General features: G+C 61.8%; 16 protein-coding genes and 1 pseudogene. 9 read left to right on the forward strand and 8 right to left on the reverse strand.

Annotated elements, in window-relative coordinates; genetic code table 11:
• Positions 1–15 precede the first annotated feature (15 nt).
• Positions 16–756 (reverse strand): (Fe-S)-binding protein, encoded by a 741-nt coding sequence (locus tag ACYQ47_RS30625; protein WP_459908494.1) that lies wholly within the window; start codon positions 754–756, stop codon positions 16–18.
• Positions 757–912: 156 nt separating this feature from the next.
• Between ACYQ47_RS30625 and ACYQ47_RS30630 the strand changes: the two genes are divergently transcribed.
• A complete protein-coding gene (locus ACYQ47_RS30630; protein WP_244827604.1) occupies positions 913–1707 on the forward strand; it encodes an IclR family transcriptional regulator in 795 nt (264 codons plus the stop codon).
• 84 nt (positions 1708–1791) lie between these two features.
• On the opposite strand, the gene pbpG is transcribed toward ACYQ47_RS30630, so the two are convergent.
• Entirely contained in the window at positions 1792–2988 is a 1197-nt protein-coding gene (gene pbpG / locus ACYQ47_RS30635) for a D-alanyl-D-alanine endopeptidase (RefSeq protein ID WP_459908497.1), read from the reverse strand.
• A 782-nt stretch (positions 2989–3770) separates the two neighbouring features.
• Between pbpG and ACYQ47_RS30640 the strand changes: the two genes are divergently transcribed.
• Positions 3771–4346 carry a phasin family protein gene (locus tag ACYQ47_RS30640; RefSeq protein WP_244827602.1) on the forward strand — a complete coding sequence of 192 codons (576 nt, stop codon included), beginning with the start codon at positions 3771–3773 and terminating at the stop codon, positions 4344–4346.
• A 185-nt stretch (positions 4347–4531) separates the two neighbouring features.
• On the opposite strand, the gene lpdA is transcribed toward ACYQ47_RS30640, so the two are convergent.
• From lpdA to aceE, 4 genes and pseudogenes are all read right to left on the reverse strand, one after another.
• Positions 4532–6274, reverse strand: a complete 1743-nt coding sequence (gene lpdA, locus ACYQ47_RS30645; RefSeq protein ID WP_309845202.1) for a dihydrolipoyl dehydrogenase — start codon at positions 6272–6274, stop codon at positions 4532–4534.
• Positions 6275–6400: 126 nt separating this feature from the next.
• Positions 6401–6616, reverse strand: a pseudogene (locus ACYQ47_RS30650) (biotin/lipoyl-containing protein); the annotation flags it as partial.
• Positions 6617–6790: 174 nt separating this feature from the next.
• Positions 6791–8458 (reverse strand): dihydrolipoyllysine-residue acetyltransferase, encoded by a 1668-nt coding sequence (gene aceF, locus ACYQ47_RS30655; RefSeq protein ID WP_250464331.1) that lies wholly within the window; start codon positions 8456–8458, stop codon positions 6791–6793.
• 79 nt (positions 8459–8537) lie between these two features.
• Positions 8538–11234: a pyruvate dehydrogenase (acetyl-transferring), homodimeric type gene (aceE, locus tag ACYQ47_RS30660; RefSeq protein WP_459908500.1), complete on the reverse strand. Its 2697-nt coding sequence runs from the start codon at positions 11232–11234 to the stop codon at positions 8538–8540.
• 281 nt (positions 11235–11515) lie between these two features.
• Between aceE and fixL the strand changes: the two genes are divergently transcribed.
• The 7 genes from fixL (at position 11516) to ACYQ47_RS30695 (ending at position 20856) form a co-directional block, all read left to right on the forward strand.
• Positions 11516–14068 carry an oxygen sensor histidine kinase FixL gene (gene fixL / locus ACYQ47_RS30665; protein ID WP_459908502.1) on the forward strand — a complete coding sequence of 851 codons (2553 nt, stop codon included), beginning with the start codon at positions 11516–11518 and terminating at the stop codon, positions 14066–14068.
• Positions 14065–14706, forward strand: coding sequence for an oxygen response regulator transcription factor FixJ (gene fixJ, locus ACYQ47_RS30670; RefSeq protein ID WP_244827597.1), 642 nt, complete (start codon positions 14065–14067; stop codon positions 14704–14706). The genes fixL and fixJ overlap by 4 nt, the downstream gene beginning before the upstream one ends.
• A 207-nt stretch (positions 14707–14913) precedes the next feature.
• The gene (locus tag ACYQ47_RS30675; RefSeq protein WP_459908504.1) at positions 14914–15195 is read left to right on the forward strand and encodes a hypothetical protein; all 282 of its coding nucleotides are present in this window, start codon (positions 14914–14916) and stop codon (positions 15193–15195) included.
• A 74-nt stretch (positions 15196–15269) separates the two neighbouring features.
• Entirely contained in the window at positions 15270–16532 is a 1263-nt protein-coding gene (locus ACYQ47_RS30680) for a DUF3300 domain-containing protein (RefSeq protein ID WP_309964052.1), read from the forward strand.
• Between the two features lie 41 nt (positions 16533–16573).
• A complete protein-coding gene (locus tag ACYQ47_RS30685) occupies positions 16574–17479 on the forward strand; it encodes a DUF2950 domain-containing protein (RefSeq protein WP_459908506.1) in 906 nt (301 codons plus the stop codon).
• Positions 17480–17697: 218 nt separating this feature from the next.
• Positions 17698–18552 carry a bifunctional methylenetetrahydrofolate dehydrogenase/methenyltetrahydrofolate cyclohydrolase FolD gene (gene folD, locus ACYQ47_RS30690; RefSeq protein ID WP_459908508.1) on the forward strand — a complete coding sequence of 285 codons (855 nt, stop codon included), beginning with the start codon at positions 17698–17700 and terminating at the stop codon, positions 18550–18552.
• Between the two features lie 198 nt (positions 18553–18750).
• A complete protein-coding gene (locus ACYQ47_RS30695; protein ID WP_459908510.1) occupies positions 18751–20856 on the forward strand; it encodes a M3 family metallopeptidase in 2106 nt (701 codons plus the stop codon).
• A gap of 50 nt (positions 20857–20906) precedes the next feature.
• Here the strand turns inward: ACYQ47_RS30695 and ACYQ47_RS30700 are convergent, their stop codons facing one another.
• A complete protein-coding gene (locus ACYQ47_RS30700; RefSeq protein ID WP_244827594.1) occupies positions 20907–22181 on the reverse strand; it encodes an amidohydrolase family protein in 1275 nt (424 codons plus the stop codon).
• Positions 22182–22493: 312 nt separating this feature from the next.
• A complete protein-coding gene (locus ACYQ47_RS30705) occupies positions 22494–23084 on the reverse strand; it encodes a GNAT family N-acetyltransferase (RefSeq protein WP_250492143.1) in 591 nt (196 codons plus the stop codon).
• Positions 23085–23344: the final 260 nt, after the last annotated feature.

The following is a 23344-nucleotide window of genomic DNA, read 5'->3' on the forward strand; positions in this document are numbered from 1 at the left end:
GGGCTCGCTCGTTCGTCAGTTGCGGATGGAGTCGGATGCGTCGCCGGCAAGCACTTGCGCGATATGCAGCACACGCGTGCTCGTGTCGCCGGTGCGCCTCAAGCGCCCTTCTATATTCAGCATGCAGGCGAGATCGCCCAGCACGACGGTAGCCGCGCCGCTCGCCTTGATGTTGGCGCATTTTTCATCGACGATGGCCGTCGAAATGTCGCCGTACTTCACCGCAAACGTGCCGCCGAAACCGCAGCAATGTTCGCAGCCCGCCATCTCGGTCACGGGCACGCCCGCTTGTGCGAGCAATTCGCGCGGTTGCGCCTTCACGCCGAGTTCACGCAGGCCCGAGCAGGAATCGTGATAGGTCACGGCGCCTTCGAACACACCGGGCTCCATGCGCGCCTTGGCAACATTCACGAGAAAATCGGTGAGTTCGAAGACGCGCGGTTGCAGGCGCGCGAAGCGATTCATGAGTTGCGGATCGTCGCGGAAGAGATCGCCATAATGCGCGCAGATCATTCCGCCGCACGAACCCGACGGCACCACCACGTAGTCGAATTGTTCGAATTCCCGCAGTGTCTTTTCGGCGAGATCGCGTGCAAGTCTGCGATCGCCGGAGTTATACGCGGGCTGGCCGCAGCAGGTTTGCGCGGGCGGCACGCTCACCGTAAAACCCGCGCGCTCGATCAGCTTGATGACCGAAAAGCCGATCTTCGGCCGCATCATATCGATGAGGCACGTGACGAATAGTCCGACTTGCATGGTGGAGCGTTTCCTGTTTTATCGAGATTTTCTAAGACGCACGCCGATTATCCGCGAAGCGGCGGTGGTTCGGACACTCCCCAACCGCCGACCGCGTTTTCACATTATGAGATACAATTGCGCATCCGTAGTTTGACGCATCAACCGATTTCCACGATGAGCGATACGAACCCGGAATCCAAAACCTCCATTCAGGTGATCGAACGCATGATGCGTCTGTTGGACGCGCTTGCCGGCCACACCGATCCCGTCAGCCTGAAGGAACTCTCCCAAAGCACCGATCTGCATCCTTCCACGGCGCACCGCATCTTGAACGACATGGTGCTGTGCCGGCTGGTGGACCGCTCCGATCCAGGCACGTATCGGCTTGGCATGCGTCTGCTCGAACTAGGCAATCTGGTCAAGGCGCGCCTTTCGGTGCGCGAGGCCGCGATGCCGCCGATGCGCGAACTGCATCGGCAAACGGGACAGACGGTCAATCTCTCGGTGCGTCAGGGCGATGAAATCGTCTATATCGAGCGGGCTTATTCCGAACGCTCCGGCATGCAGGTCGTGCGCGCGATCGGTGGACGCGCGCCGCTGCATCTGACTTCGGTCGGCAAACTCTTCCTCGCCGCCGACGAAACCACGCGCGTGCGCGCCTACGCCATGCGCACGGGTCTTTCGGGCCACACACAGAACAGCATCACCGATCTTTCGAAGCTGGAACGTGAGCTGTCGTTCGTGCGGCAACAGGCTTGCGCGCGCGATAACGAAGAACTCGAACTGGGCGTGCGCTGTATCGCGGCGGGCATTTACGACGATACCGGGCGGCTCGTCGCGGGCTTGTCGTTGTCGGCGCCGGCCGATCGTCTCCAAGACGCGTGGCTCAAGCAACTCAGTCATACGGCGCTGGAGATCTCGCGCTCGCTTGGTTATCACCCCGAGCCGGTTGCTGCCGCATCACGCTGAATCTTGCGTTAGAAACGCTGCTTCAAAGACAAAAAGCCGGACGGGTCGAGAGACCCATCCGGCTTTCTGCTTATTCAAACGTGCTTAGGGGTTCGTGCCGCTACCCATGTCCGCACTCATGATGCGCGGTTCGCCGAGCGTATCGAGGAACGAACGCAGGCGGCCGGCATCCGCGAAACGCGAATACTTGCCGTAGGAATCGAGCAGCACGATCACGACCGGGCGGCCGTTGACCGTTGCCTGCATCACCAGGCACTCGCCCGCTTCGTTGATGAAGCCGGTCTTCTGCAAACCGATATCCCATGACGCATTACGCACCAGCGCGTTCGTGCTGTTGTAGGCGAGATTGCGCTTGCCGGTGAAGACTTCGTAGCTGCGATCCGTCGAGAACTTGCGGATGAGCGGATATTGATACGCCGCGTTCACCATCTTCACGAGATCGCGTGCGCTCGAAACGTTGAGGCTCGTGAGACCCGTGGAGTTCTCGAAATGCGTGTCGGTCATGCCGAGCGACTTCGCTTTCGCGTTCATTGCCGCGATGAAAGCCGGCCGGCCACCCGGGTAATAGCGCGACAACGCGGCCGCCGCGCGATTTTCCGATGCCATGAGCGCGATATGCAGCATATCCTCGCGATTGAGCTCCGAGCCGACGGCAAGCCGCGAGCCCGTGAACTTCTCGTAATCGCGATCTTCGTCGGTCACCGTCATTTCGTCGGTGAGCGGCAAGTGCGAGTCGAGCGTGACCATGGCCGTCATCAACTTGGTGATGGACGCGATAGGCACGACCGCGCGCGAATTCTTGTCGAAAAGCGTTTCGGACGTGTTCTGGTCCACCACATAGGCCACGCTCGAACGCAGCGCCAGGCTGTCGGGCGTTTCATGCAGACCGAACGCCGAACCGACCGAGGTGGCACGCGGCTGATACGCCACCGAGTGCACTGCGGCGCGGCGCGAGCGCGGGTCCATGCGGTAATTCACTCGACGCTTGCGGGAAGCCCGGGGTACGTCGTCGTCTTCGGCGGCGACCTTGGCTACGCGGGCGGCACGGCCCGATTTCGCCGATGTCTTCGCCACACGAGCAGGCTTTTCGGCCTTCTCGGCGGAAGCAGTGGACTTCGCGGATTTCTTGACGGATTTGGTTGCGGTGGCGGTTATTGCGAGGGCTTCAGCCGGAGCCGCTGCAAAGGACGTCGCTACGGCGATGGAAATGGCGATCGACAACGCGGAGCGCAGCGCTACGCCATGAACCACCTTAAACGACGAAAACATTTCGGTTTTCATTAGTGTTCTGTTGGGCGGCTGGAGAGTACCGCCAAGTGTAGTGAAGCTACGAAATTTAAGCAATATTAAGCACTTATCCGCACTCGTTAAACCGAGTTGTAAGCCACGATTGCTTATCGTTACACAACGCGCGCTTTGATCGGAAAAAACGATCGCGCATTGCAGCAGTGCTGCCCACAGTGCGCTTTTATACGGGACGACAAGCGCACTATCGGCAAAACTTTCTGCAACTTGAGCCAGGAATCGCGGATTCGGGTCTGGAAGACAGCGAAGCGAAAATTCGAAGAAGGCTGCGTGCGGTGGACGGATGCGGCGTCAACACAACAACAACGCAACCGACAGTCGAAATGTTAACGTCTCTTCAACAATTTGGTGTACGGCGTCATCCTAAAAATAGGACTTACTACAGAAACATCTCATCTTTCTTGCCGATGCGAGTTTCCAGCATGTGCATCGACGGGACATGATTCTGTCTTCCTAGCGTGCCTTCATAACGCTCCTTTCCGGTTAAGAGCGTCTCGCAACGCCACGCCCTGCGGCGGTGCATAGGGTTTTCACCACGCAGCAGCGCATGCCAGTGAGATCTAACTTAAGCCATTGTTTAACAAGATCTTTCGGCCTATTGTGCAATGCACAAAAAGCGCTTGACATCTATCGGAATATCTCTAAAATGGCTTCATGTTGCGACGCACCAATCGCACTTTGCAGTAACCGGCCGCAACGGCGCGCCGGATCTACCAAACCACGACCCGCGTTGATGGGTCGACTATCAGGAGCCTGAGATGACCCTGTTGACCCCCGAGCAAATCGCCGCCGCACAAAAAGCTAACTTCGACACGCTGTTCGGCCTCACGAACAAGGCATTCGAAGGTATCGAAAAGCTGGTCGAACTGAATCTGCAAGTCGTGAAGTCGACCCTGGCCGAAAGCCAGGAGAACACCCAGCGCGCGCTGTCGGTCAAGGACGCACAAGAACTCCTCTCGCTGCAAGCAAGCCTCACGCAGCCGGTCGCCGAGAAGGTTCTGTCGTACGGCCGTCATCTGTATGAAATCGCATCGTCCACGCAAGCTGAATTCGCTCGCGTTGCTGAAGCTCAGTACGAAGAGCAAAACCGCAAGGTGCAATCGCTCGTCGACAACGTCGCGAAGAACGCACCGGCTGGTTCGGAAACCGCAGTCGCAGTCATGAAGTCGGCCATCACCGCCGCCAACACGACGTACGAAACGGTTCACAAGGCAACGAAGCAAGCTGTCGAAATCGCTGAAAGCAACTTCAACGCAGCCGCCACGGCCGCCACGAAGGCCGCTACGCAAGCGACCGAACAAGCTACGCGCACCGCCAAGAAGACGGTTGCGTAAGTTCGAAGCCGGGTTCGCCCGGTTGACGAAGCAAGAATCACGAAAAACCCGGCCTCGCGCCGGGTTTTTTGTCGTCTGTTGGTTCGGAAAAACGGCTTTCGCTTCACGCATTCGAGCGGGCAGTTCAAAGCAAAAGCGCGCTTCCGTGAAGAAGCGCGCTTCGCTCGACACCCTCTTGCGGCCGCTTACTTCTTGCGCTGCGGCGGCAAGTCCGTACAGACGCCTTCGTACAACTCCGCCGCCATGCCGATGGATTCGCCCAAGGTCGGATGCGGGTGGATGGTCTTGCCGATGTCCGTGGCATCCGCGCCCATCTCGACCGCGAGACACACTTCGCTGATCAGATCGCCCGCGTTCAATCCGACGATCCCGCCGCCGATCACGCGATGCGTCGCTTCATCGAAAATCAGCTTGGTGAAGCCCTCGTCGCGACCATTGGCGATCGCGCGGCCCGAAGCGGCCCACGGGAACACCGCCTTGCCGTACTTGATGCCTTCGGCCTTGCACTGGTCTTCGGTCTTGCCGGCCCACGCCACTTCCGGATCGGTATAAGCCACCGACGGAATTTGCAGCGCATCGAAGTACGCCTTCTCGCCATGCGCCGCTTCCGCCGCGACGTGGCCTTCGTGCACGGCCTTGTGCGCGAGCATCGGCTGGCCAACGAGATCGCCGATCGCAAAAATATGCTCGACGTTCGTACGCAGTTGCTTGTCGACGTTGATGAAGCCGCGATCCGTCACCGCGACGCCCGCCTTGTCCGCGCCGATCTTCCCGCCGTTCGGACTGCGGCCCACGGCCAGCAACACGAGGTCGTAACGCTGCGCTTCGGTCGGCGCCTTGTCGCCCTCGAACGTCACGTAAATGCCGTCGTCCTTGGCTTCCGCCTTGGTCGTCTTGGTCTTCAGCATGACGTTGGCGAAGCGCTTCGCGTTGTACTTCTCCCAGACCTTCACGAGATCGCGGTCGGCGCCCATCATCAGACCGTCGAGCATTTCGACGACATCGATTTCGGAGCCGAGTGACGCATAAACCGTCGCCATTTCCAGCCCGATGATTCCGCCGCCCACCACCAGCATGCGCTTCGGAATCTGACGCAGTTCGAGCGCGCCGGTCGAGTCGACCACGCGCGGATCGTCCGGGAAGAACGGCAACTTCACCGCCTGCGAACCCGCCGCGATGATCGCCTTCTTGAATTTGACGACCTTCTTGCCGCCGTCGCCCTGCACTTCCATGTGGTTCGGATCGACGAACGTACCGACGCCCGTCACCACCTGTACCTTGCGCGCCTTCGCCATGCCCGCGAGACCGCCGGTCAGCTTCTTGACGACGCCTTCCTTGAAGCCGCGCAGCTTGTCCAGATCGATGCTCGGCTTGCCGAACGTGATGCCGTGCGATTCGAGATGCTTGGCTTCGTCGAGCACGAGCGCCGTATGCAGCAGCGCCTTCGACGGAATGCAGCCGACGTTCAGACACACGCCGCCCAGGGTCGCATAGCGTTCGACAAGCACGGTGCTCATGCCGAGATCCGCTGCGCGGAACGCCGCCGAATAGCCGCCGGGGCCTGCGCCGAGCACGAGCATGTCGCACTCGACATCCGCGCTGCCCGAATAACTGCCTGCCTTCGGCGCGGGCGCGGCGCTCGCCTTTTCGGCGGGCTGCGGTTGCGCGGCCGTCGGCTTGGTCGGCACTTCGCTCACGCCTCCGCCCTGACCTTCGAGCGTCAGAATCACGCTGCCTTCGGAGACGTTGTCGCCCAGCTTCACCTTCAGTTCTTTCACGGTGCCCGCGGCGGGCGAAGGCACATCCATGGTCGCCTTGTCGGATTCGAGCGTGACGAGCGATTGCTCCTTCTCGACCGTATCGCCCGGCTTCACATGGATCTCGATGACCGGAATGTCCTTGAAGTCGCCGATATCCGGCACCTTCACGTCCTGTGCGCCGCCGCCCGACGCCGCGGGCGCGGGTGCAGCCGGCTTTGCGGACGACGCTTCCTTCGGCGCTTCGGCCTTCGGTTCTGCAGCGGCGCTCGCGCCTTCGGTCTCGATCATCGCGATGACCGAGCCTTGCGAGACTTTGTCGCCTTGCTTGACCTTCACTTCCTTGATCGTGCCTGCCTGGTCGGCGGGCACTTCCATGGTGGCCTTATCGGTTTCGAGCGTGATGACGCCCTGTTCCTTTTCGATGGCGTCGCCGGGCTTGATATTGACTTCGATGACATCGACATCGGAGAAGTCGCCGATGTCGGGTACTTTTAGTTCGACGAGACTCATATTTGTCCCCTATGTCGACCAGAGCCGGTGCCTGAAGCGCCTGACCCGGGTCCCATGCAAGATGATGGCGAAGAAGAGCGGTTGGAGCAGGCGCGCGCACCGAAGCACGCGCCGGTCCCAGCGTCTCACGTGTCTTGCCCGCACAATCGAGCGAGGAAGACACGCGCCACTTTTTTAGAGAATCACCCGGCGGAAGTCCGCCAGAATGCCCGCGAGATAGGCGTTGAAGCGCGCCGCCTCCGCACCGTCGACGACGCGGTGGTCATACGACAGCGACAGCGGCAACGTAAGGCGCGGCACGAACTGCTTACCGTCCCACACCGGCTTCATCGCGCCACGCGACAGACCCAGGATGGCCACTTCCGGCGCGTTGATGATCGGTGTGAAGTTCGTGCCACCGATGCCGCCCAGCGAAGAAATCGAGAAGCAGCCGCCTTGCATCTGGTCCGGCTTCAGCTTGCCTTCGCGCGCGAGCTTCGAGAGATCCGTCATCTCCTTCGCGATATCCATCAAGCCTTTCTTGTCGGCGTCGCGGATCACCGGGACGACGAGGCCGTTCGGTGTATCGGCCGCGAAGCCAACGTGGAAATACTTCTTGAAGACGAGGTTGTCGCCGTCGAGACTCGCGTTGAAGGTCGGGAATTTCTTCAGCGCGGAAACCACTGCCTTGATGACGAAAGCCAGCATCGTGATCTTGATGCCCGACTTCTCGTTTTCCTTGTTCAGCTTCACGCGCAGCGCTTCGAGCTCGGTGATGTCCGCTTCGTCGTTGTTCGTGACGTGCGGGATCATCACCCAGTTGCGATGCAGGTTCGCACCCGAGATCTTCTTGATGCGCGACAGCGGCTTTGGATCGACAGGACCGAACTTCGTGAAGTCGATCTTCGGCCACGGCAGCAAGTTGAGGTCGCCACCGCCGCCAGCCGGTGCGGCAACCGCGGCGGGCGCTGCTCCCTGACCCGACATGACGCCCTTCACGAACGCGGTGATGTCGCCTTGCGTGATGCGGCCTTTCGGACCGGAACCGCGCACACGCGTGACATCGACGCCGAGTTCGCGCGCGAACTTGCGCACCGAAGGCGACGCGTGGCTCGACGTGCGTGTGCCATCGCCTGCGGGAATAGCGGGCGCCTGTGCGAGCGCGGACGGCTGGGCGGGCGCGGGCGCGGGTTTGGCGGGCGCATCGGGCGGCGCTTCGACCGGCTTCGGCGCTTCCTGCTTCGGCGCTTCCTGCTTCGGCGCGGAAGCGGCCGGGCTGCTTTCGCCGCCTTCGAGAATCAGAATCAGCGTGCCTTCTGACACCGTATCGCCGAGCTTGACCTTCAATTCCTTGACGGTGCCGGCGGCAGGCGAAGGCACATCCATGGTCGCCTTGTCGGATTCGAGCGTGACGAGCGACTGCTCCTTCTCCACCTTGTCGCCAACCTTCACGCCGATTTCGATGACCGGGATATCCGTGAAGTCGCCGATATCCGGCACCTTCACTTCCACCGATCCGCCGCCGCTCGAAGCCTGAGCGGCTTGCGCGGGTTGCGACTGCGTGGTCGTGCCGGCCGGCGCTTCCTGCTTGGCGGGCGCGTCGGTTTTGGCGGGCGCGGAAGCGCCGCTTTCCAATACGACGATCAACGTGCCTTCCGACACGTTATCGCCCACTTTGACTTTTACTTCCTTGACCGTGCCCGCGGAGGAGCTCGGTACATCCATGGTGGCCTTGTCGGATTCCAGCGTGACGAGGGACTGTTCCTGTTCAACGACATCGCCCACCTTGACCAGAACCTCGATCACGGGAATGTCCTTGAAATCGCCGATGTCCGGCACTTTGACTTCGATCGCTTGACTCATTATTAGTGTCTCCTGTGTTGCATGCGGCGCGCCCCCGCTTCGGGAGCGCGCCGCATCACAACGCACGGGGGCGATGCCTTTAGACGGTCATCGGGTTGGGTTTAGCCGGGTCGAGGTTGTACTTCTTGATCGCCTCAGCGACGACCTTGCGCTCGATCGTGCCTTCGTCGGCGAGCGCGTTGAGCGCGGCCAGCGTGACCCAGTAGCGGTCGACTTCGAAGAAGTGGCGCAGTGCTTCGCGCGTGTCCGAGCGGCCGTAGCCGTCGGTGCCGAGCACCACGAACTTGTTCGGGACATAGGCGCGAATCTGGTCGACGAGCGCGCGGATGTAATCCGTCGACGCGATCACCGGACCTTGCGCGCCCTTGAGCAGCTTGGTGACATGCGGCACTTGCGTTTCGTCGGCCGGATGCAGCAGGTTCCAGCGGTCGATTGCCTGACCTTCGCGAGCCAGTTCCGTGAAGCTCGGCACGCTCCACAGGTCGGCGGCCACGCCCCAGTCGTTCTTGAGCAAGTCGGCGGCGGCGATCACTTCGTTGAAGATCGTGCCCGCGCCCATCAACTGGACGCGCGGACCCTTTGCCGCGCCTTCGGCCTTCCTGAACGCGTACATGCCCTTGATGATGTCCGCGGCAACCGATTCACCTTGCGGAATCGCCGGATGCTCGTAATTCTCGTTCATCACGGTGATGTAGTAATACACATCTTCCTGGTCGGCGACCATGCGGCGCAGGCCGTCCTGCATGATGACCGCGAGTTCGTAACCGAAGGTCGGGTCGTAGCTCACACAGTTCGGGATCGATGCTGCCCACAGCAGCGAGTGGCCGTCTTCGTGCTGCAGGCCTTCGCCGTTGAGCGTCGTGCGCCCAGCGGTGCCGCCCAGCAGGAAGCCGCGCGAACGCATGTCGCCCGCCGCCCAGGCCAGGTCGCCGATGCGCTGGAAGCCGAACATCGAGTAGAAGATGTAGAACGGGATCATGATCTCGCCGTGCGTCGAATACGACGTCGCGGCCGCGATCCAGTCACACATGCCACCGGCTTCGTTGATGCCTTCCTGCAGAATCTGCCCGGTTTCCGATTCCTTGTAGAACATCAGCTGGTCGGAGTCTTCGGGAATGTACTTCTGGCCGTCTTGATTCCAGATGCCGATCTGGCGGAAGAGGCCTTCCATGCCGAAAGTACGCGACTCGTCCGGCACGATCGGCACGATACGCTTGCCGATGGCCTTGTCCTTCAAGAGGATGTTGAGCACTCGCACGAACGCCATCGTCGTGGAGATTTCGCGGCCTTCGCCCGTGCCCTTGAGCAGCGGCTCGAATGCCGACAGTTCCGGCACCGGCAGCGACTCCGCCTTCTCGCGGCGCGACGGCAGATAGCCACCCAGTTCCTGACGGCGGGCGCGCATGTATTCCAGTTCCTTCGAGCCTTCCTCGAAGGTGAGATACGGCACGTCGGCAATCTGTTCGTCGGTCAACGGCAGACGGAACTGGTCGCGGAATTTCTTCAGCGTGTCGATCGGCAGCTTTTTCTGCTGGTGCGTGATGTTCATGGCCTGGCCGTGTTCGCCCATGCCATAACCCTTGATGGTCTTGGCGAGGATCACGGTAGGCGAGCCCTTCGACTTCTGCGCCTGATCGTAAGCTGCGTAGATCTTGTGCGGATCGTGGCCGCCGCGGTTCAGGTTCCAGATGTCTTCATCGGACCAGTCGGCCACCAGCGCCTTCAGTTCCGGCGTGTTGAAGAAGTGCTCGCGCACGAACGCGCCCGATTCCGACTTGTAGGTCTGGTACTCGCCGTCGACCACTTCCATCATGCGGCGCATGAGCGCGCCGGTCTTGTCGCGTGCGAAGAGCGCGTCCCAGCGGCTGCCCCAGATCACCTTGACGACGTTCCAGCCCGCGCCACGGAATTCGCTTTCGAGTTCCTGGATGATCTTGCCGTTGCCGCGCACCGGACCGTCCAGACGCTGCAAGTTGCAGTTGATGACGAACACGAGGTTGTCCAGACGTTCGCGCCCGGCCATGCCGATTGCGCCGAGCGATTCCGGCTCGTCCGTTTCGCCGTCGCCGAGGAACGCCCAGACTTTGCGGCCCTGCGTCTTCACGATACCGCGCGCTTCCATGTACTTCATGAAACGCGCCTGATAGATGGCCATGATCGGGCCGAGGCCCATGGACACCGTCGGGAATTGCCAGAAGTCCGGCATCAGCCACGGATGCGGATACGAGGAGATCCCCTCGCCGCCCACTTCCTGACGGAAGTTGTTGAGCTGCGCCTCGGTCAGACGGCCGAGCAGGAACGCGCGCGAGTAGACGCCCGGCGACGAGTGACCCTGCACGAACACGAGATCGCCGCCATGTTCCTTCGACGGTGCGTGCCAGAAGTGATTGAAGCCGACGTCGTAGAGCGTCGCCGCCGAAGCAAACGAAGCGATGTGACCGCCGACATTGGTGTCCTTGCCCGCGCGCAACACCATGGCGATGGCGTTCCAGCGCGTGTACGAACGAATGCGGTGCTCGATGTCCTGGTCGCCCGGAATCTTGGCCTGCCCGGCGACGGGAATCGTATTGATATAGGGCGTATTCGCCGAAAACGGCAGATGCTCGCCATGCACACGGGCGAATTCGATCTGCTTTTCGATCAGGTAGTGCGCGCGATCAGGACCGACTGCCGAAATGACGCCGTCGAGTGCGTCGAGCCACTCGGCGGTTTCCTGAGGATCGTCGTCTTTGGCATTGGCGACATATTTGAGAACTTCGTCGGGTACAGCGGACATGCTCGTCTCCTGATGTGAGGATCGCTCTAAGAACCGCCGACAGTCGCCCGCCGAAAACCGGGCACTGGCCGCGTGCCGGCAATTCTAAATAGGGTCCAGACTTTGTAGCAAGGAATTTTTCGAATCATGAGAGATGATCTCATAATGCGGAAAATTGCTGCAATGCACCGTCCGATAAGGCTTTTTTAATCAGACTTTTCTCCTCCTTTTCCCGCAATTGAGCCGTCTCTAGCACCTTTTTACGCTAATTAACAATCAGACGCTGCGTTACAATCGCTTCCATGTTGACCGATCGGCTTCTCGCACGCTCGGCGCGGGTCGCGCGCAAGCCGACCGACTCGTCGCCCACCCGCTGGCACCACGGACCGTGGTGGTCGAACTCCTATTTACTCACGCCGCTCATCTCGATCCTCGTTTTTCTGGTCGTCATGAGCCTGATTCTCTGGAGTCTCAACCGCCGCGAGCAGCAGCAGCAGGAAGACACGCTATATCGGAACGTCGCCTGGGCCCAGCAACAGATTCGTCTTTCGATGACGGGTGCGCAAGAGCAGATCCAGGCGTTATCGCGAGACATCGCAAGCGGTCATGGCGACCCTCAGACATTCCAGACGTCTTCCACCGACATCATGCAGGGGCATCCCGAGATCCTCTACATGAACTGGTACACGAGCCAGCACAAACCGCGCTGGCCCAATACGCCGCTGCCGGTACTCGGGTCGCGGCTCGCCAAACCCAACGACACGCAGATGGACGAAGCGGTGCAGGCCGCCTTCGAGGAAGCGCGCACGACGCGTCGCCAGGTTTATTCGCCCTTACTCTACGACGACCTCGGCAACGGCTACATCACCTTGCAAACGCCGGTGTTTCGCGACCGCGAATTCCTCGGGTCCATCGCGGCGGTGTTTTCCATCGAAGGCATTTTGAAGCACGACATTCCGAGCGAGCTGTCGGCGAAGTACAAGATCTCCATCACCGATCTGAACAATCGCGAACTCGCGACGACATCGAGCCGTCCACGCCTGCCGCGCGACATGTTTTACGATCTGCCGCTCGATCCGCCCGGCCAGGGGTTGTCGGTGCGCGTGTATTCGTATCCGCAGCTCACGAACTTCACGAACAACACGCTGGTGTGGCTCGTCGCCGGCCTGTCGTGCTTCGTGCTCTGGAGCTTGTGGAGTCTCTGGAAGCACACGCGTCAGCGCTTCGAGGCGCAACAGGCGCTTTACGCCGAAGCGTTCTTCCGCCGCGCGATGGAAAACTCCGTCTTGATCGGCATGCGCGTGCTCGACATGCACGGCCGCATCACGCACGTGAATCCCGCGTTCTGCCGCATGACGGGTTGGGACGAAAGCGATCTCGTCGGCAAGAACGCGCCGTTTCCATACTGGCCGCGCGATGCCTATCCCGAGATGCAGCGCCAACTCGACATGACGCTGCGCGGCAAGGCGCCCTCTTCCGGTTTCGAGTTGCGCGTGCGCCGTAAGGACGGTTCGTTCTTCCACGCGCGTCTTTACGTGTCGCCTTTGATCGACAGTTCGGGCCGCCAGACCGGCTGGATGTCGTCGATGACGGACATCACCGAACCCAAGCGCGCGCGCGAAGAGCTCGCCGCCGCCCACGAACGCTTCACCACGGTGCTCGAAAGTCTCGATGCCGCCGTCTCCGTTCTCGCCGCCGACGAAGCCGAACTGCTGTTCGCGAACCGCTATTACCGGCATCTCTTCGGCATTCGTCCGGACGGGCACTTGCAGCTTGCGGGCGCCGGTTTCGATAGCGCTTCGGGTTCCTCGGAGCTGAGTTCGTCGGACACCATCGACATGGTCGATACCTACGCCGGACTGCCTGCCACCGCGCTGACCGAAAGCTCGGCCGACGCGCAGGAAGTCTATGTGGAAGGCATCCAGAAGTGGTTCGAAGTGCGCCGCCAGTACATTCAGTGGGTGGACGGCCATCTCGCGCAGATGCAGATCGCGACCGACATCACGCAGCGCAAGCAGGCGCAGGAACTCGCGCATCAGCAGGAAGAGAAGCTGCAGTTCACGAGCCGTTTGATGACGATGGGTGAAATGGCGTCGTCGCTCGCGCATGAGCTGAATCAGCCGCTCGCGGCCATCAACAACTATTGTTCGGGCTGCGTCGCCTTGGTGAAATCCGGGCGCATGACACAGGAATCGCTCTTGCCCGCGCTCGAAAAAACCGCGCAGCAGGCGGTGCGCGCAGGCATGATCATCAAGCGCATTCGCGAGTTCGTGAAGCGCAGCGAGCCGAAGCGGCAGGCGACGCGCGTGGCCGATATCGTCGCGGATGCAGTCGGTCTCGCCGAAATCGAGGCGCGTAAACGCAAGATTCGCATCGTCACGGAAATCCGCTCGCGCATGCCGGTGATCTATGTCGATCCCGTGCTGATCGAACAAGTGCTCGTGAATCTGTTGAAAAACGCAGCCGAAGCAATGCATGATGCAAAACCGAATGCCGTCGATCCCGTCATCCGCGTGATCGTGCAGCGGCTCGACGGCGGCGTGGTGTGCATCAGCGTAGTCGATCAGGGCCCGGGTGTGGATGAAGCCACCGCCGAGCGTCTCTTCGAACCGTTTTACAGCACCAAGTCCGATGGCATGGGCATGGGGCTGAACATTTGCCGTTCGATCATCGAATCGCATCGCGGCCGCCTTTGGGTCGTGAACAATGTCGAATCGGACGGACACGTGACCGGCGCGACTTTCCATTGCAGCCTGCCGATCGGCGAAGTGGATGGGTCGGGCACGGACTCGGGCGGCAACGCCGGGTCGCAAAGCGAACATACGAGACAACAAACAGTTACGGGAGAACTATGAGCAGTCCAGTCACCACTCAGGAAACCGTCTTTGTCGTGGACGATGACGAAGCCGTGCGTGATTCGTTGCGCTGGCTGCTCGAGGCGAACGGGTATCGCGTGCAGTGTTTTTCGAGCGCGGAATCGTTCCTCGACGTCTATCTGCCGATCGCGCATTCGGGCGCCATTTCGTGCCTGATTCTCGATGTGCGCATGGCCGGCATGACCGGCCTCGAGTTGCAGGAAAAGCTGATCGCCGAGAATTCGCTTCTGCCGATCATCTTCGTGACCGGTCACGGCGATGTGCCGATGGCCGTCTCGACGATGAAGAAAGGCGCGATGGATTTCATCGAGAAACCTTTCGACGAAGCCGAACTGCGCAAACTCGTCGAGCGCATGCTCGAAAAAGCGCGCAACGAAAGCAGCAGCGTGCAGCAGCAACGCGCGGCCGCCGAGCGGCTTGGCAAGCTCACGGCGCGCGAGCATCAGGTGCTGGAGCGGATCATCGCCGGGCGGCTGAACAAGCAGATCGCCGACGATCTCGGCATCAGCATCAAGACGGTGGAAGCGCATCGCGCGAACATCATGGAGAAGCTTTCCGTGAATACCGTTGCCGACCTTCTGCGTCTCGCGCTTTCAAACAAGCCGCAGCAGCAATAACCGTAGTTCATTGCCTAAAGGCAACCTTCAACCATACGGCCGGCATTCGATGCTGGCCGTATGCGTATTTGCGCTTCAATTCACGCGCCCTTCTCTCGGCATTCCTTCGTTGTCCGCGCATGCAAAACGTGATATTTCGTGGATCACGTTGACACATTACAAGGGCGGCCCGTAACTTGACCGCACCCTCCTTACGGGAACGAGGTCATGCACGACAACGCATTCGTCGCCTTTTCAAACGGTGCTTCGGCACGCGGGCAAACGTTTGAATTGAGTGCTGCCAAAAGCAGCGTGATTGCCTCGGTGCTTGCTTCGCGCCATTGCCTTTCATCGGCTTCGCTCTTACTTTTCGTACAGCCAATCCATCCCGCTGGTTCACGCTCATCTCTCGCGCGCATGTCGCGTCATGCGGCGGCGTGTGCGTGTCTGTCGGGCGCCAAGGTCGCGCCCGAAGCATCGAATACCGTGCAACGGAGGAACTTAAATTGACCGCTCATCGCACCCGTTTGACCCGGCCCGCGCGGCAAGTCCGCATGCTCACGCTGTGCGCGGCGCTTGCCGCCATGCCGCTCGCCGCGCTGCATTGCTCGTCCGTGCTTGCGCAGACTCAAGGCGCGGCCAGTACGGCACCCAAGCTCGGCAATCAGCAACTCGACGCGCTCACCGCGCCCGTCGCGCTTTATCCCGATGCGCTGCTCGCGCAAGTGCTGATGGCGTCGACGTACCCGCAAGAGGTCACCGAGGCCGCGCAATGGTCGAAGACCAACTCGAACATCAAGGGCGACGATGCCGTCAAGGCCGTGCAGTCCGAGCCGTGGGACCCGAGCGTGCAATCGCTCGTTGCTTTCCCGCAGGCGCTCGCGACGATGGCATCCAAGCCCGACTGGATGACGCAACTTGGCAACGCGTTCATTGCGCAGCCGAGCGACGTGATGGACTCCGTGCAGCGCTTGCGCCGCGCCGCGCAGACAGCGGGCAATCTCAAGAGCACGGAGCAGCAGAAGATCGTGGTCGAGCAGCAGACTATTCAGATTCAGCCTGCCAATCCGCAGGTGGTCTATGTGCCGACCTACAACCCGACGGTCGTATACGGCGCGTGGCCGTATCCCGCGTATCCGCCGGTGTATGTGCCGCCGCCGCCCGGCTATGCGATCGCCACCGGATTCGCGACGGGGCTCGCGTTCGGCGCGGGCATCGCGGTTGCGAATTCGTTGTGGGGCAATTGCGACTGGAACCACGGCAATGTGAACGTGAACGTCAATCGGTACAACAACATCAACGTGAACAATCGCCTGAACGCGAACAGCAATAACGTGAACTGGAACCGCAACGACCCGCAGTTCAACCGGAACAACGTCGCGAACCGGCAAAACAACTTCAACAATCAGAATCTCGGCACGGCCAACCGCGATCAGTATCGCGGCCGTAACGACGCCCGCGCGCAGGCCGCGCAGACGCTGCAGCAGCGCACCGGCCAGAACCTCAACCAGAATGCGAGTCAGCGCGTGCAGAACATTCGGCAAGGCGGCGGTCAGAACGCGCTCGACAACAACGACGTGCGGCAGCGTGCGCAGAGCGTGAATCGCGATAACGCGCTGCGCGGCGCGGGCGACGGCAACACGGCCCGGCAGGACGCTCAGCGCGGGCAAGCGAGCAGGCAGTCGTTCGCGAGTCAGCAGAATCGCGTGGGCGGCAACGGCGGCGGCGTGCAGCGCCCAGGCCTTGGTGCGGGCGGCGGCGGCGTGCAGCGCGAAGGCGGCTTCGGCGGCGGAGGTTTTCACGGCGGTGGCGGACTTGGCGGCGGCGGAGGTTTTCATCGCCGTTGATCGTGTCGCGCCCATGTCCCCATCCGCTACAGGAGCCTGAGATGACGTTTAACCAAGCACTCGCACTTTCACGCGCCTTCTGCGCCGCACTCGCTTTCATGTCGTTGTCGGTGCCCATGCTCGCGCACGCGCAGGCCATTTACCCGTCGCCAGAAGCCGCTGCGGAGGCGCTCACCGATGCCATCGCCTCCAACGACGAAATCGCGCTTTCCAAGGTGCTCGGCAAGGACCACGCGCAGTATGTGCCGACCGACAGCATCGGCGAGCAGGATATCTATCAGTACCTTGGCTCGTGGGCCAAGGGGCATCGCATCGTCGAAGATGCCAAGCCGCTCGGCGGCCGTCGCAGCGCGCACGTGGAAGTGGGCGACAGCGGCTGGACGCTGCCGATCCCGCTCGTGAAGGCGGCCCAGGGCTGGCGCTTCGACATGCCCGCCGCGCGCGATGAAGTGCTGACGCGGCGCATTGGCCGCAACGAGCGTTCGGTGATCCAGGTCGCGCTCGCTTTCGTCGATGCTCAAAACGACTTTCGGAAGCTCACGAACCACTACGCGCTGCGCTTTCTGAGCACGCACGGCACGCACGACGGCCTTTACTGGGACGCCGCGCCCGGTGAACCCGAAAGCCCGCTCGGCCCGCTCGCCGCCACCATGCCCGACAAGACCGACACGGCCGATGCCTACTACGGTTACCACTACCGCATTCTCACGGCGCAGGGGCCGCATGCGAAAGGCGGCGCGATGAACTACCTGCAGGACGGAAACCTGAGCCGGGGTTTCGCCATGATCGCGTGGCCGGCAAAGTATGGGCAGACGGGCGTGATGTCGTTCATCGTCAATCAGGACGGGCAGGTGTACGAGAAGAATCTGGGCGCAGCGACGCCGCGCACGGCGGCGGCGATCAAGTCGTTCGATCCGGATTCGTCGTGGCAGCCGGTCGCCCAGTGAGAAGGCCGGCCTGAACGATGCGCGCGTCGCCGAATCGGAGCGGCGACGCGCACCGCCCAGAACGCCACGAAGCCCTCGGCGGTATAATTTCGCCCTTCCCCAGGGTGCGAAGACACCCGGCGATGCCCGCGAACAAACGCGGCATCATCGCGCCGGGCGCTGCGAGTCCGACGCCCGGACATCTCTCTCGCCCATCCTCGATCCGAATCCGATTCGCCATGACTGCCCAACTTATCGACGGCAACGCCCTCTCCAAGACTCTTCGCGCCGATGTCGCCCGGCGCGCCGCCGCCCTCACCGTTCGCGGCCAAAAACCCGGCCTCGCGGTCGTGCTGGTGGGCGACAATCCGGCAAGCGAGGTCTACGTGCGCAACAAGGTCAAGGCGTGCCACGACAACGGCCTGCATTCGGTGTTCGACCGCTTTCCCGCGACGCTCGCCGAGAACGAATTGCTCGCGCACATCGACAAGCTGAACGCCGATCCCGCGATCCACGGCATTCTCGTGCAATTGCCGCTGCCCGCGCATATCGACAGCCATAAGGTGATCGAAGCGATCGCGCCGCAAAAGGACGTCGACGGCTTCCATGTCGCCAACGCGGGCGCGCTCCTGACGGGCAAGCCGCTCTTTCGTCCGTGCACGCCCTATGGCGTGATGAAGATGTTCGAGGCGCACGGCATCGACCTGAAGGGCGCGAACGCGGTGGTGATCGGCCGCTCGAATATCGTCGGCAAGCCCATGGCGCTCCTGCTCCTCGAAGCGGGCGCGACCGTCACCATCTGCCACAGCAAGACGCGCGATATCGCCAGCTTCACGCGCAACGCCGATGTCGTCGTGGCCGCCACGGGCCACCGCAATATCCTGACCGCCGACATGGTAAAGCCGGGCGCGACGGTGATCGACGTCGGCATGAATCGCGACGATGCCGGCAAGCTCTGCGGCGACGTGGATTTCGCGAACGTGAAGGAAGTGGCCGGCTTCATCACGCCGGTGCCGGGCGGCGTCGGACCGATGACCATCACCATGTTGCTTGTCAACACCGTCGAAGCGGCCGAACGCACGGCGCTCGACTGAGCGGTCAAGCGACCAAGCGACCAAGCGGCCGGATCTGGTACGAAAAGAATTTCATCCATTAATCGGCCCCTTAAAAACAAACCATTGGATTTTGCCCACGCCGCCCTTAAATAATGCTCGAATAGAGCAAACGAACGAAGGTTTGGGCGCCTCGCGCCCGCACCCGAATCAGCATGTAATAGCAAGTAAGGGAGAGTCATGAGCGATACCATCCAAGCCACCACGAACGCCGCAGCCAATCCGCTGCTCGATTTTTCCGACCTGCCGCGTTTTGGGGACATCAAGCCCGAACATGTGACGCCCGCGCTCGACGTGCTGCTCGCCGCCGCGAAAGGCGCCGTCGATCGCGCGAGCGCGCCCGAGACGCCCGCCACCTGGACGGATATCGTGGAGGCAGTTGAACTCGAATCGGAAAAGCTGTCGCGCGCGTGGGGTGTCGTCGGCCATCTGAACGCGGTGGCGGACACGCCCGAACTGCGTGCCGCTCACGCCGCGAATCTGCCGCGCGTGACCGAGTTCTCGGCGAGCGTCGGTCAGAATCTCGCCCTCTACGAAAAGTACAAGGCGATTGCGGCCGGCCCCGACTTCGAGAGCCTTTCCGCCGAACGCAAGAAGATTCTCGAGAACTCGCTGCGCGACTTCCGTCTGTCCGGCGCGGAGCTTTCCGAGGACCGCAAGCCGCGCTTCGCCCAGTTGCAGGAAGAACAGGCCGCGCTCTCGAAGGCGTTTTCGGATCACGTGCTCGATTCGACCAACGCATATGCCTATTACGTCACGCAGCAAAGCGAACTTGCAGGCCTGCCCGACGACGTGATCGAAGCGGCACACGAAGCCGCCCAGCGCGAAGGCAAGGAAGGCTGGAAGTTCACGCTGCACTTCCCGTCGTATTTCCCGGTGCTGCAGTATTCGGAGCATCGGCCGATGCGTGAGGCGATGTATCGCGCGTATGTCACGCGTGCGTCGGAACTCGGCGAGACCTACGGCAAGGGCCGGGCCGAGTGGGACAACACGCAGAACATCGTGGAGAACCTGGCGCTGCGTCTCGAAGAAGCGCGCACGCTCGGCTACCAGAACTTCGCGGAAGTGTCGCTTGCACCGAAGATGGCCGAGTCGCCCGCGCAAGTGATCGCGTTCCTGGAAGACCTCGCAAAGCGCGCGCGTCCCTATGCCGAAAACGACTGGATGGAACTGCGCGCGTTCGCCGCCACCGAACTCGGCATGCCCGAACTGCAACCGTGGGACATCGCGTTCGCGGCGGAGCGTCTGCGTCAGAAGCGCTATTCGTTCTCCGAGAACGAAGTGAAGCAGTACTTCCCGCAGGAAGCCGTGCTCAAGGGGTTGTTCAAGGTCACCGAAACGCTCTTCAACGTCTCGATTCGCCGCGACGAAGCCGCCGTCTGGAACAAGGACGTGCGCTTCTTCCGTGTGGAAAACCAGGACGGCACGCTCGTCGCGCAGTTCTACCTCGACCTGTACGCGCGCGAAGGCAAGCGCGGCGGCGCATGGATGGACGACGCCCGCTCACGCCACAAGCGCGCGCAAGGCGGCGTGCAGACGCCGGTCGCCTATCTCACCTGCAATTTCTCGGCGCCCGTCGGCAACAAGCCTGCGTGCTTCACCCACGACGAAGTCATCACGCTGTTCCATGAATTCGGCCACGGTCTGCATCACATGCTGACGCGTATCGAGGAAATGGGCGTGTCGGGCATTAACGGCGTCGAGTGGGATGCGGTCGAATTGCCGTCGCAGTTCATGGAGAACTTTTGTTGGGAGTGGGACGTGCTGACCGACATGTCGTCGCACGTCGAAACGGGCGCACCGCTGCCGCGCGAACTCTTCGACAAGATGCTGGCGGCCAAGAATTTCCAGAGCGGTCTCGGCACCTTGCGGCAGATCGTGTTCTCCATGTTCGATCTCGTCCTGCACACGTCTTACGATCCGGCGGACAGCACGCAGAACGTCAACGACCTGGCACGCGAGATCAACGAGAAGTTCCACGTGATTCCGCAAACCTCGTTTTCGCGCTGGCCGAACACGTTCAGCCATATCTTCGCGGGCGGTTATGCGGCCGGCTACTACAGCTACAAGTGGGCCGAAGTGCTTTCCGCCGATGCCTACGCCGCGTTCGAGGAAGCCGCGAAGCTCGCGAACGGTTCGGTGCTGGATGCACAGACGGGAACGCGGTATCGCCGGGAGATTCTCGAAGTCGGCGGCAGCCGTCCCGCGATGGATTCGTTCAAGGCGTTTCGCGGACGCGAGCCGAACATCGACGCGCTGTTGAGGCATAACGGCATGGAGGGATAAATCGAAAAGGGGGCTTCGGCCCCCTTCGTTTTTACCGCTTTCTTGTCCGCCTAGCGCCAGAGTTTGAAGTCGACGCTTGGCGGCCGTCCCTCCAGCGCAAGCGTTGCGCGCACGGCGGGACTTCGGCTCACGACCTTTCCTCGCCTCACCACGGCCACGCGCGCCGCGCGCAGGCGAATGGCTTCGATCGGATCGCGTGCGTCGAGCACGACGCAATCCGCGTTGCATCCCACTTCCAGCCCGTAACCTTCGATGCCCAGAATGCGCGCAGGCGTCGTCGTCACCGCATCGAACGCGGCGCGCATGCCATCCTGGCTCGTCATCTGCGCGACGTGCAATCCCATGTGCGCCACTTCAAGCATGTCACCGGAGCCCAGGCTGTACCACGGGTCCATCACGCAGTCGTGTCCGAAGGCAACATCGACGCCTGCCGCCATCAGCTCGGGCACGCGCGTCATGCCGCGCCGCTTCGGATACGTATCCGATCTGCCTTGCAACGTGATGTTGATGAGCGGATTGGCAATCGCCGCGACGCCCGACTCGCGAATCAGCGGGATGAGCTTGCTCACGTAGTAGTTGTCCATCGAATGCATGGACGTAAGATGCGAGCCGGTCACGCGGCCTTGCAGACCGAGCCGGTGCGTTTCGGCGGCGAGCGTTTCGATGTGACGCGACATGGGATCGTCCGATTCGTCGCAGTGCATGTCGACACGCAAACCCTGCTCCGCCGCGTATTCGCACAGCAGTTTCACGGACGCCGCACCGTCGGCCATGGTGCGTTCGAAGTGCGGAATGCCGCCGACCACATCGACGCCGAGCGCAATCGAGCGCTTGAGATTTTCGAACGCGCCGGCGCTGCGCAGCACGCCGTCTTGCGGAAACGCGACGAGTTGCAAATCGAGATACGGCTTCACACGCCGCTTGACTTCGAGCAAGGCTTCGACCGCGAGCAGACGCGGATCGCAGACATCGACGTGCGTGCGAATGGCGAGCAAGCCGCGCCCGACCGCCCAGTCGCAATATTGCATCGCGCGTTCGACGAGCGCTTCCTGCGTGAGTTCGGGCTTGAGTTCGCCCCACAGCGCGATGCCTTCCAGCAGGGTGCCGGACGCGTTCACGCGCGGCAAGCCGTAGGAGAGCGTCGCGTCCATGTGAAAGTGGGCATCGACGAAAGGCGCGGTGACGAGCGAACCGTCGGCGTCGATTTCCTCGCGCGCGGTGGCGCTCAAATGCGGCTCGATGGCGACGATGCGCCCCGCTTCCATGCCGATGTCGACCAATTCGCGACCGCGCACGAGCGCCGCGCGGCGAATGATGAGATCCATGTAAGAACCCTCCGCTGTAAGGCTGTTCGTCCGATTGTAGCGGGACAGAAAAGCCGTGCGGGCTTGTTTGGATGACGCGCAAAACGCGCTAGTGGGCTGTGCGTTGCGATGTTGCGGCGTTTGGAGGACAGATGCCACGTTAAGACGACGTGCCGACCTTGCCGGATGACGCGCGTTACAAGCGCGTGCTCGTCTCGCGCGGCAGAGCGGCGTACTAGCGAAAAGGCGCATCGCCGTGCATGGCAAAGCGCACGCGACGACGCGCTCACGCACCGCTTCGTCGCCTTCATGCACGCGCGGAGAAAGACCCCGCTACGCCTGGCCTTCGAGCTTGGCAAGCAACGTCGCTTTGACGCCGGGCCATTCGTCGTCGATGATCGAAAAGCGCACCGAGTTGCGCTTGCGGCCATCGGGCATGATGCGCTCGTGCCGCACGATTCCTTCCTGTTTCGCGCCGATGCCGAGTATCGCCGCGCGCGACTTCGCATTGAGTTCGTCGGTGGTGAACTGCACGCGCACGCACTGCATGGTTTCAAACGCGTGCGTAAGCAGGAGCAGCTTGGCTTCGGTGTTGATGCCCGTGCGTTGCGCCGATGCCGCGAGCCACGTATGACCGATCTCCTGCTTGCGGTTCGCGCGATCGACTTTCCAGAAGCGCGTGCTGCCGGCAACCTTGCCCGTATCGCGGCGCACGATCACGAATGGCATGACGGTGCCGGCATCGCGACCGGCGAGCGCGGCATCGATATAGCGGGCGATGGTGTCGGCGTTCGGCACGACGGTGACCGCGAGATTCCAGAGCTCGCCGTCGGCGGCGGCATCGAGCAAGGCTTGGGCGTCATCGCGTTGCAGCGGGCGAAGCTGAACGCGCGGTCCTTCGAGCGTCGGTTGAGGATCGGTCATGGCGTTTTTTGAGCGTGGCGGCGAATGGCATGATCGCATGGAGGCGCGGGCTTCGGCACGCCGCCAGACGGCCGAGGCCTACAGAAAGCCGAATGTGCCCGCTGATTCATGGCATTCGTGAATGGCGACGACCCTATTGAGCCGGGCAGCACCGCTCGTCGTCTGCGCGTCCGATATCGTGAGAACCCGTCCGGTTCGTCTACGGAGCCGCAAGGTATTCGTTAATCGAAAGACCGCGCCCGACATGCGAGATTTCCGGC

It is taken from the genome of Caballeronia sp. HLA56, from assembly GCF_054655155.1.

Coding starts and splice junctions, on each gene's coding strand:
- ACYQ47_RS30625 (WP_459908494.1), bottom strand. CDS start 756: ATGCAAGTCGGACTATTCGTCACGTGCCTCATCGATATGATGCGGCCG.
- ACYQ47_RS30630 (WP_244827604.1), top strand. CDS start 913: ATGAGCGATACGAACCCGGAATCCAAAACCTCCATTCAGGTGATCGAA.
- pbpG (WP_459908497.1), bottom strand. CDS start 2,988: ATGAAAACCGAAATGTTTTCGTCGTTTAAGGTGGTTCATGGCGTAGCG.
- ACYQ47_RS30640 (WP_244827602.1), top strand. CDS start 3,771: ATGACCCTGTTGACCCCCGAGCAAATCGCCGCCGCACAAAAAGCTAAC.
- aceF (WP_250464331.1), bottom strand. CDS start 8,458: ATGAGTCAAGCGATCGAAGTCAAAGTGCCGGACATCGGCGATTTCAAG.
- aceE (WP_459908500.1), bottom strand. CDS start 11,234: ATGTCCGCTGTACCCGACGAAGTTCTCAAATATGTCGCCAATGCCAAA.
- fixL (WP_459908502.1), top strand. CDS start 11,516: ATGTTGACCGATCGGCTTCTCGCACGCTCGGCGCGGGTCGCGCGCAAG.
- fixJ (WP_244827597.1), top strand. CDS start 14,065: ATGAGCAGTCCAGTCACCACTCAGGAAACCGTCTTTGTCGTGGACGAT.
- ACYQ47_RS30675 (WP_459908504.1), top strand. CDS start 14,914: ATGCACGACAACGCATTCGTCGCCTTTTCAAACGGTGCTTCGGCACGC.
- ACYQ47_RS30680 (WP_309964052.1), top strand. CDS start 15,270: ATGCCGCTCGCCGCGCTGCATTGCTCGTCCGTGCTTGCGCAGACTCAA.
- ACYQ47_RS30685 (WP_459908506.1), top strand. CDS start 16,574: ATGACGTTTAACCAAGCACTCGCACTTTCACGCGCCTTCTGCGCCGCA.
- folD (WP_459908508.1), top strand. CDS start 17,698: ATGACTGCCCAACTTATCGACGGCAACGCCCTCTCCAAGACTCTTCGC.
- ACYQ47_RS30695 (WP_459908510.1), top strand. CDS start 18,751: ATGAGCGATACCATCCAAGCCACCACGAACGCCGCAGCCAATCCGCTG.
- ACYQ47_RS30700 (WP_244827594.1), bottom strand. CDS start 22,181: ATGGATCTCATCATTCGCCGCGCGGCGCTCGTGCGCGGTCGCGAATTG.
- ACYQ47_RS30705 (WP_250492143.1), bottom strand. CDS start 23,084: ATGACCGATCCTCAACCGACGCTCGAAGGACCGCGCGTTCAGCTTCGC.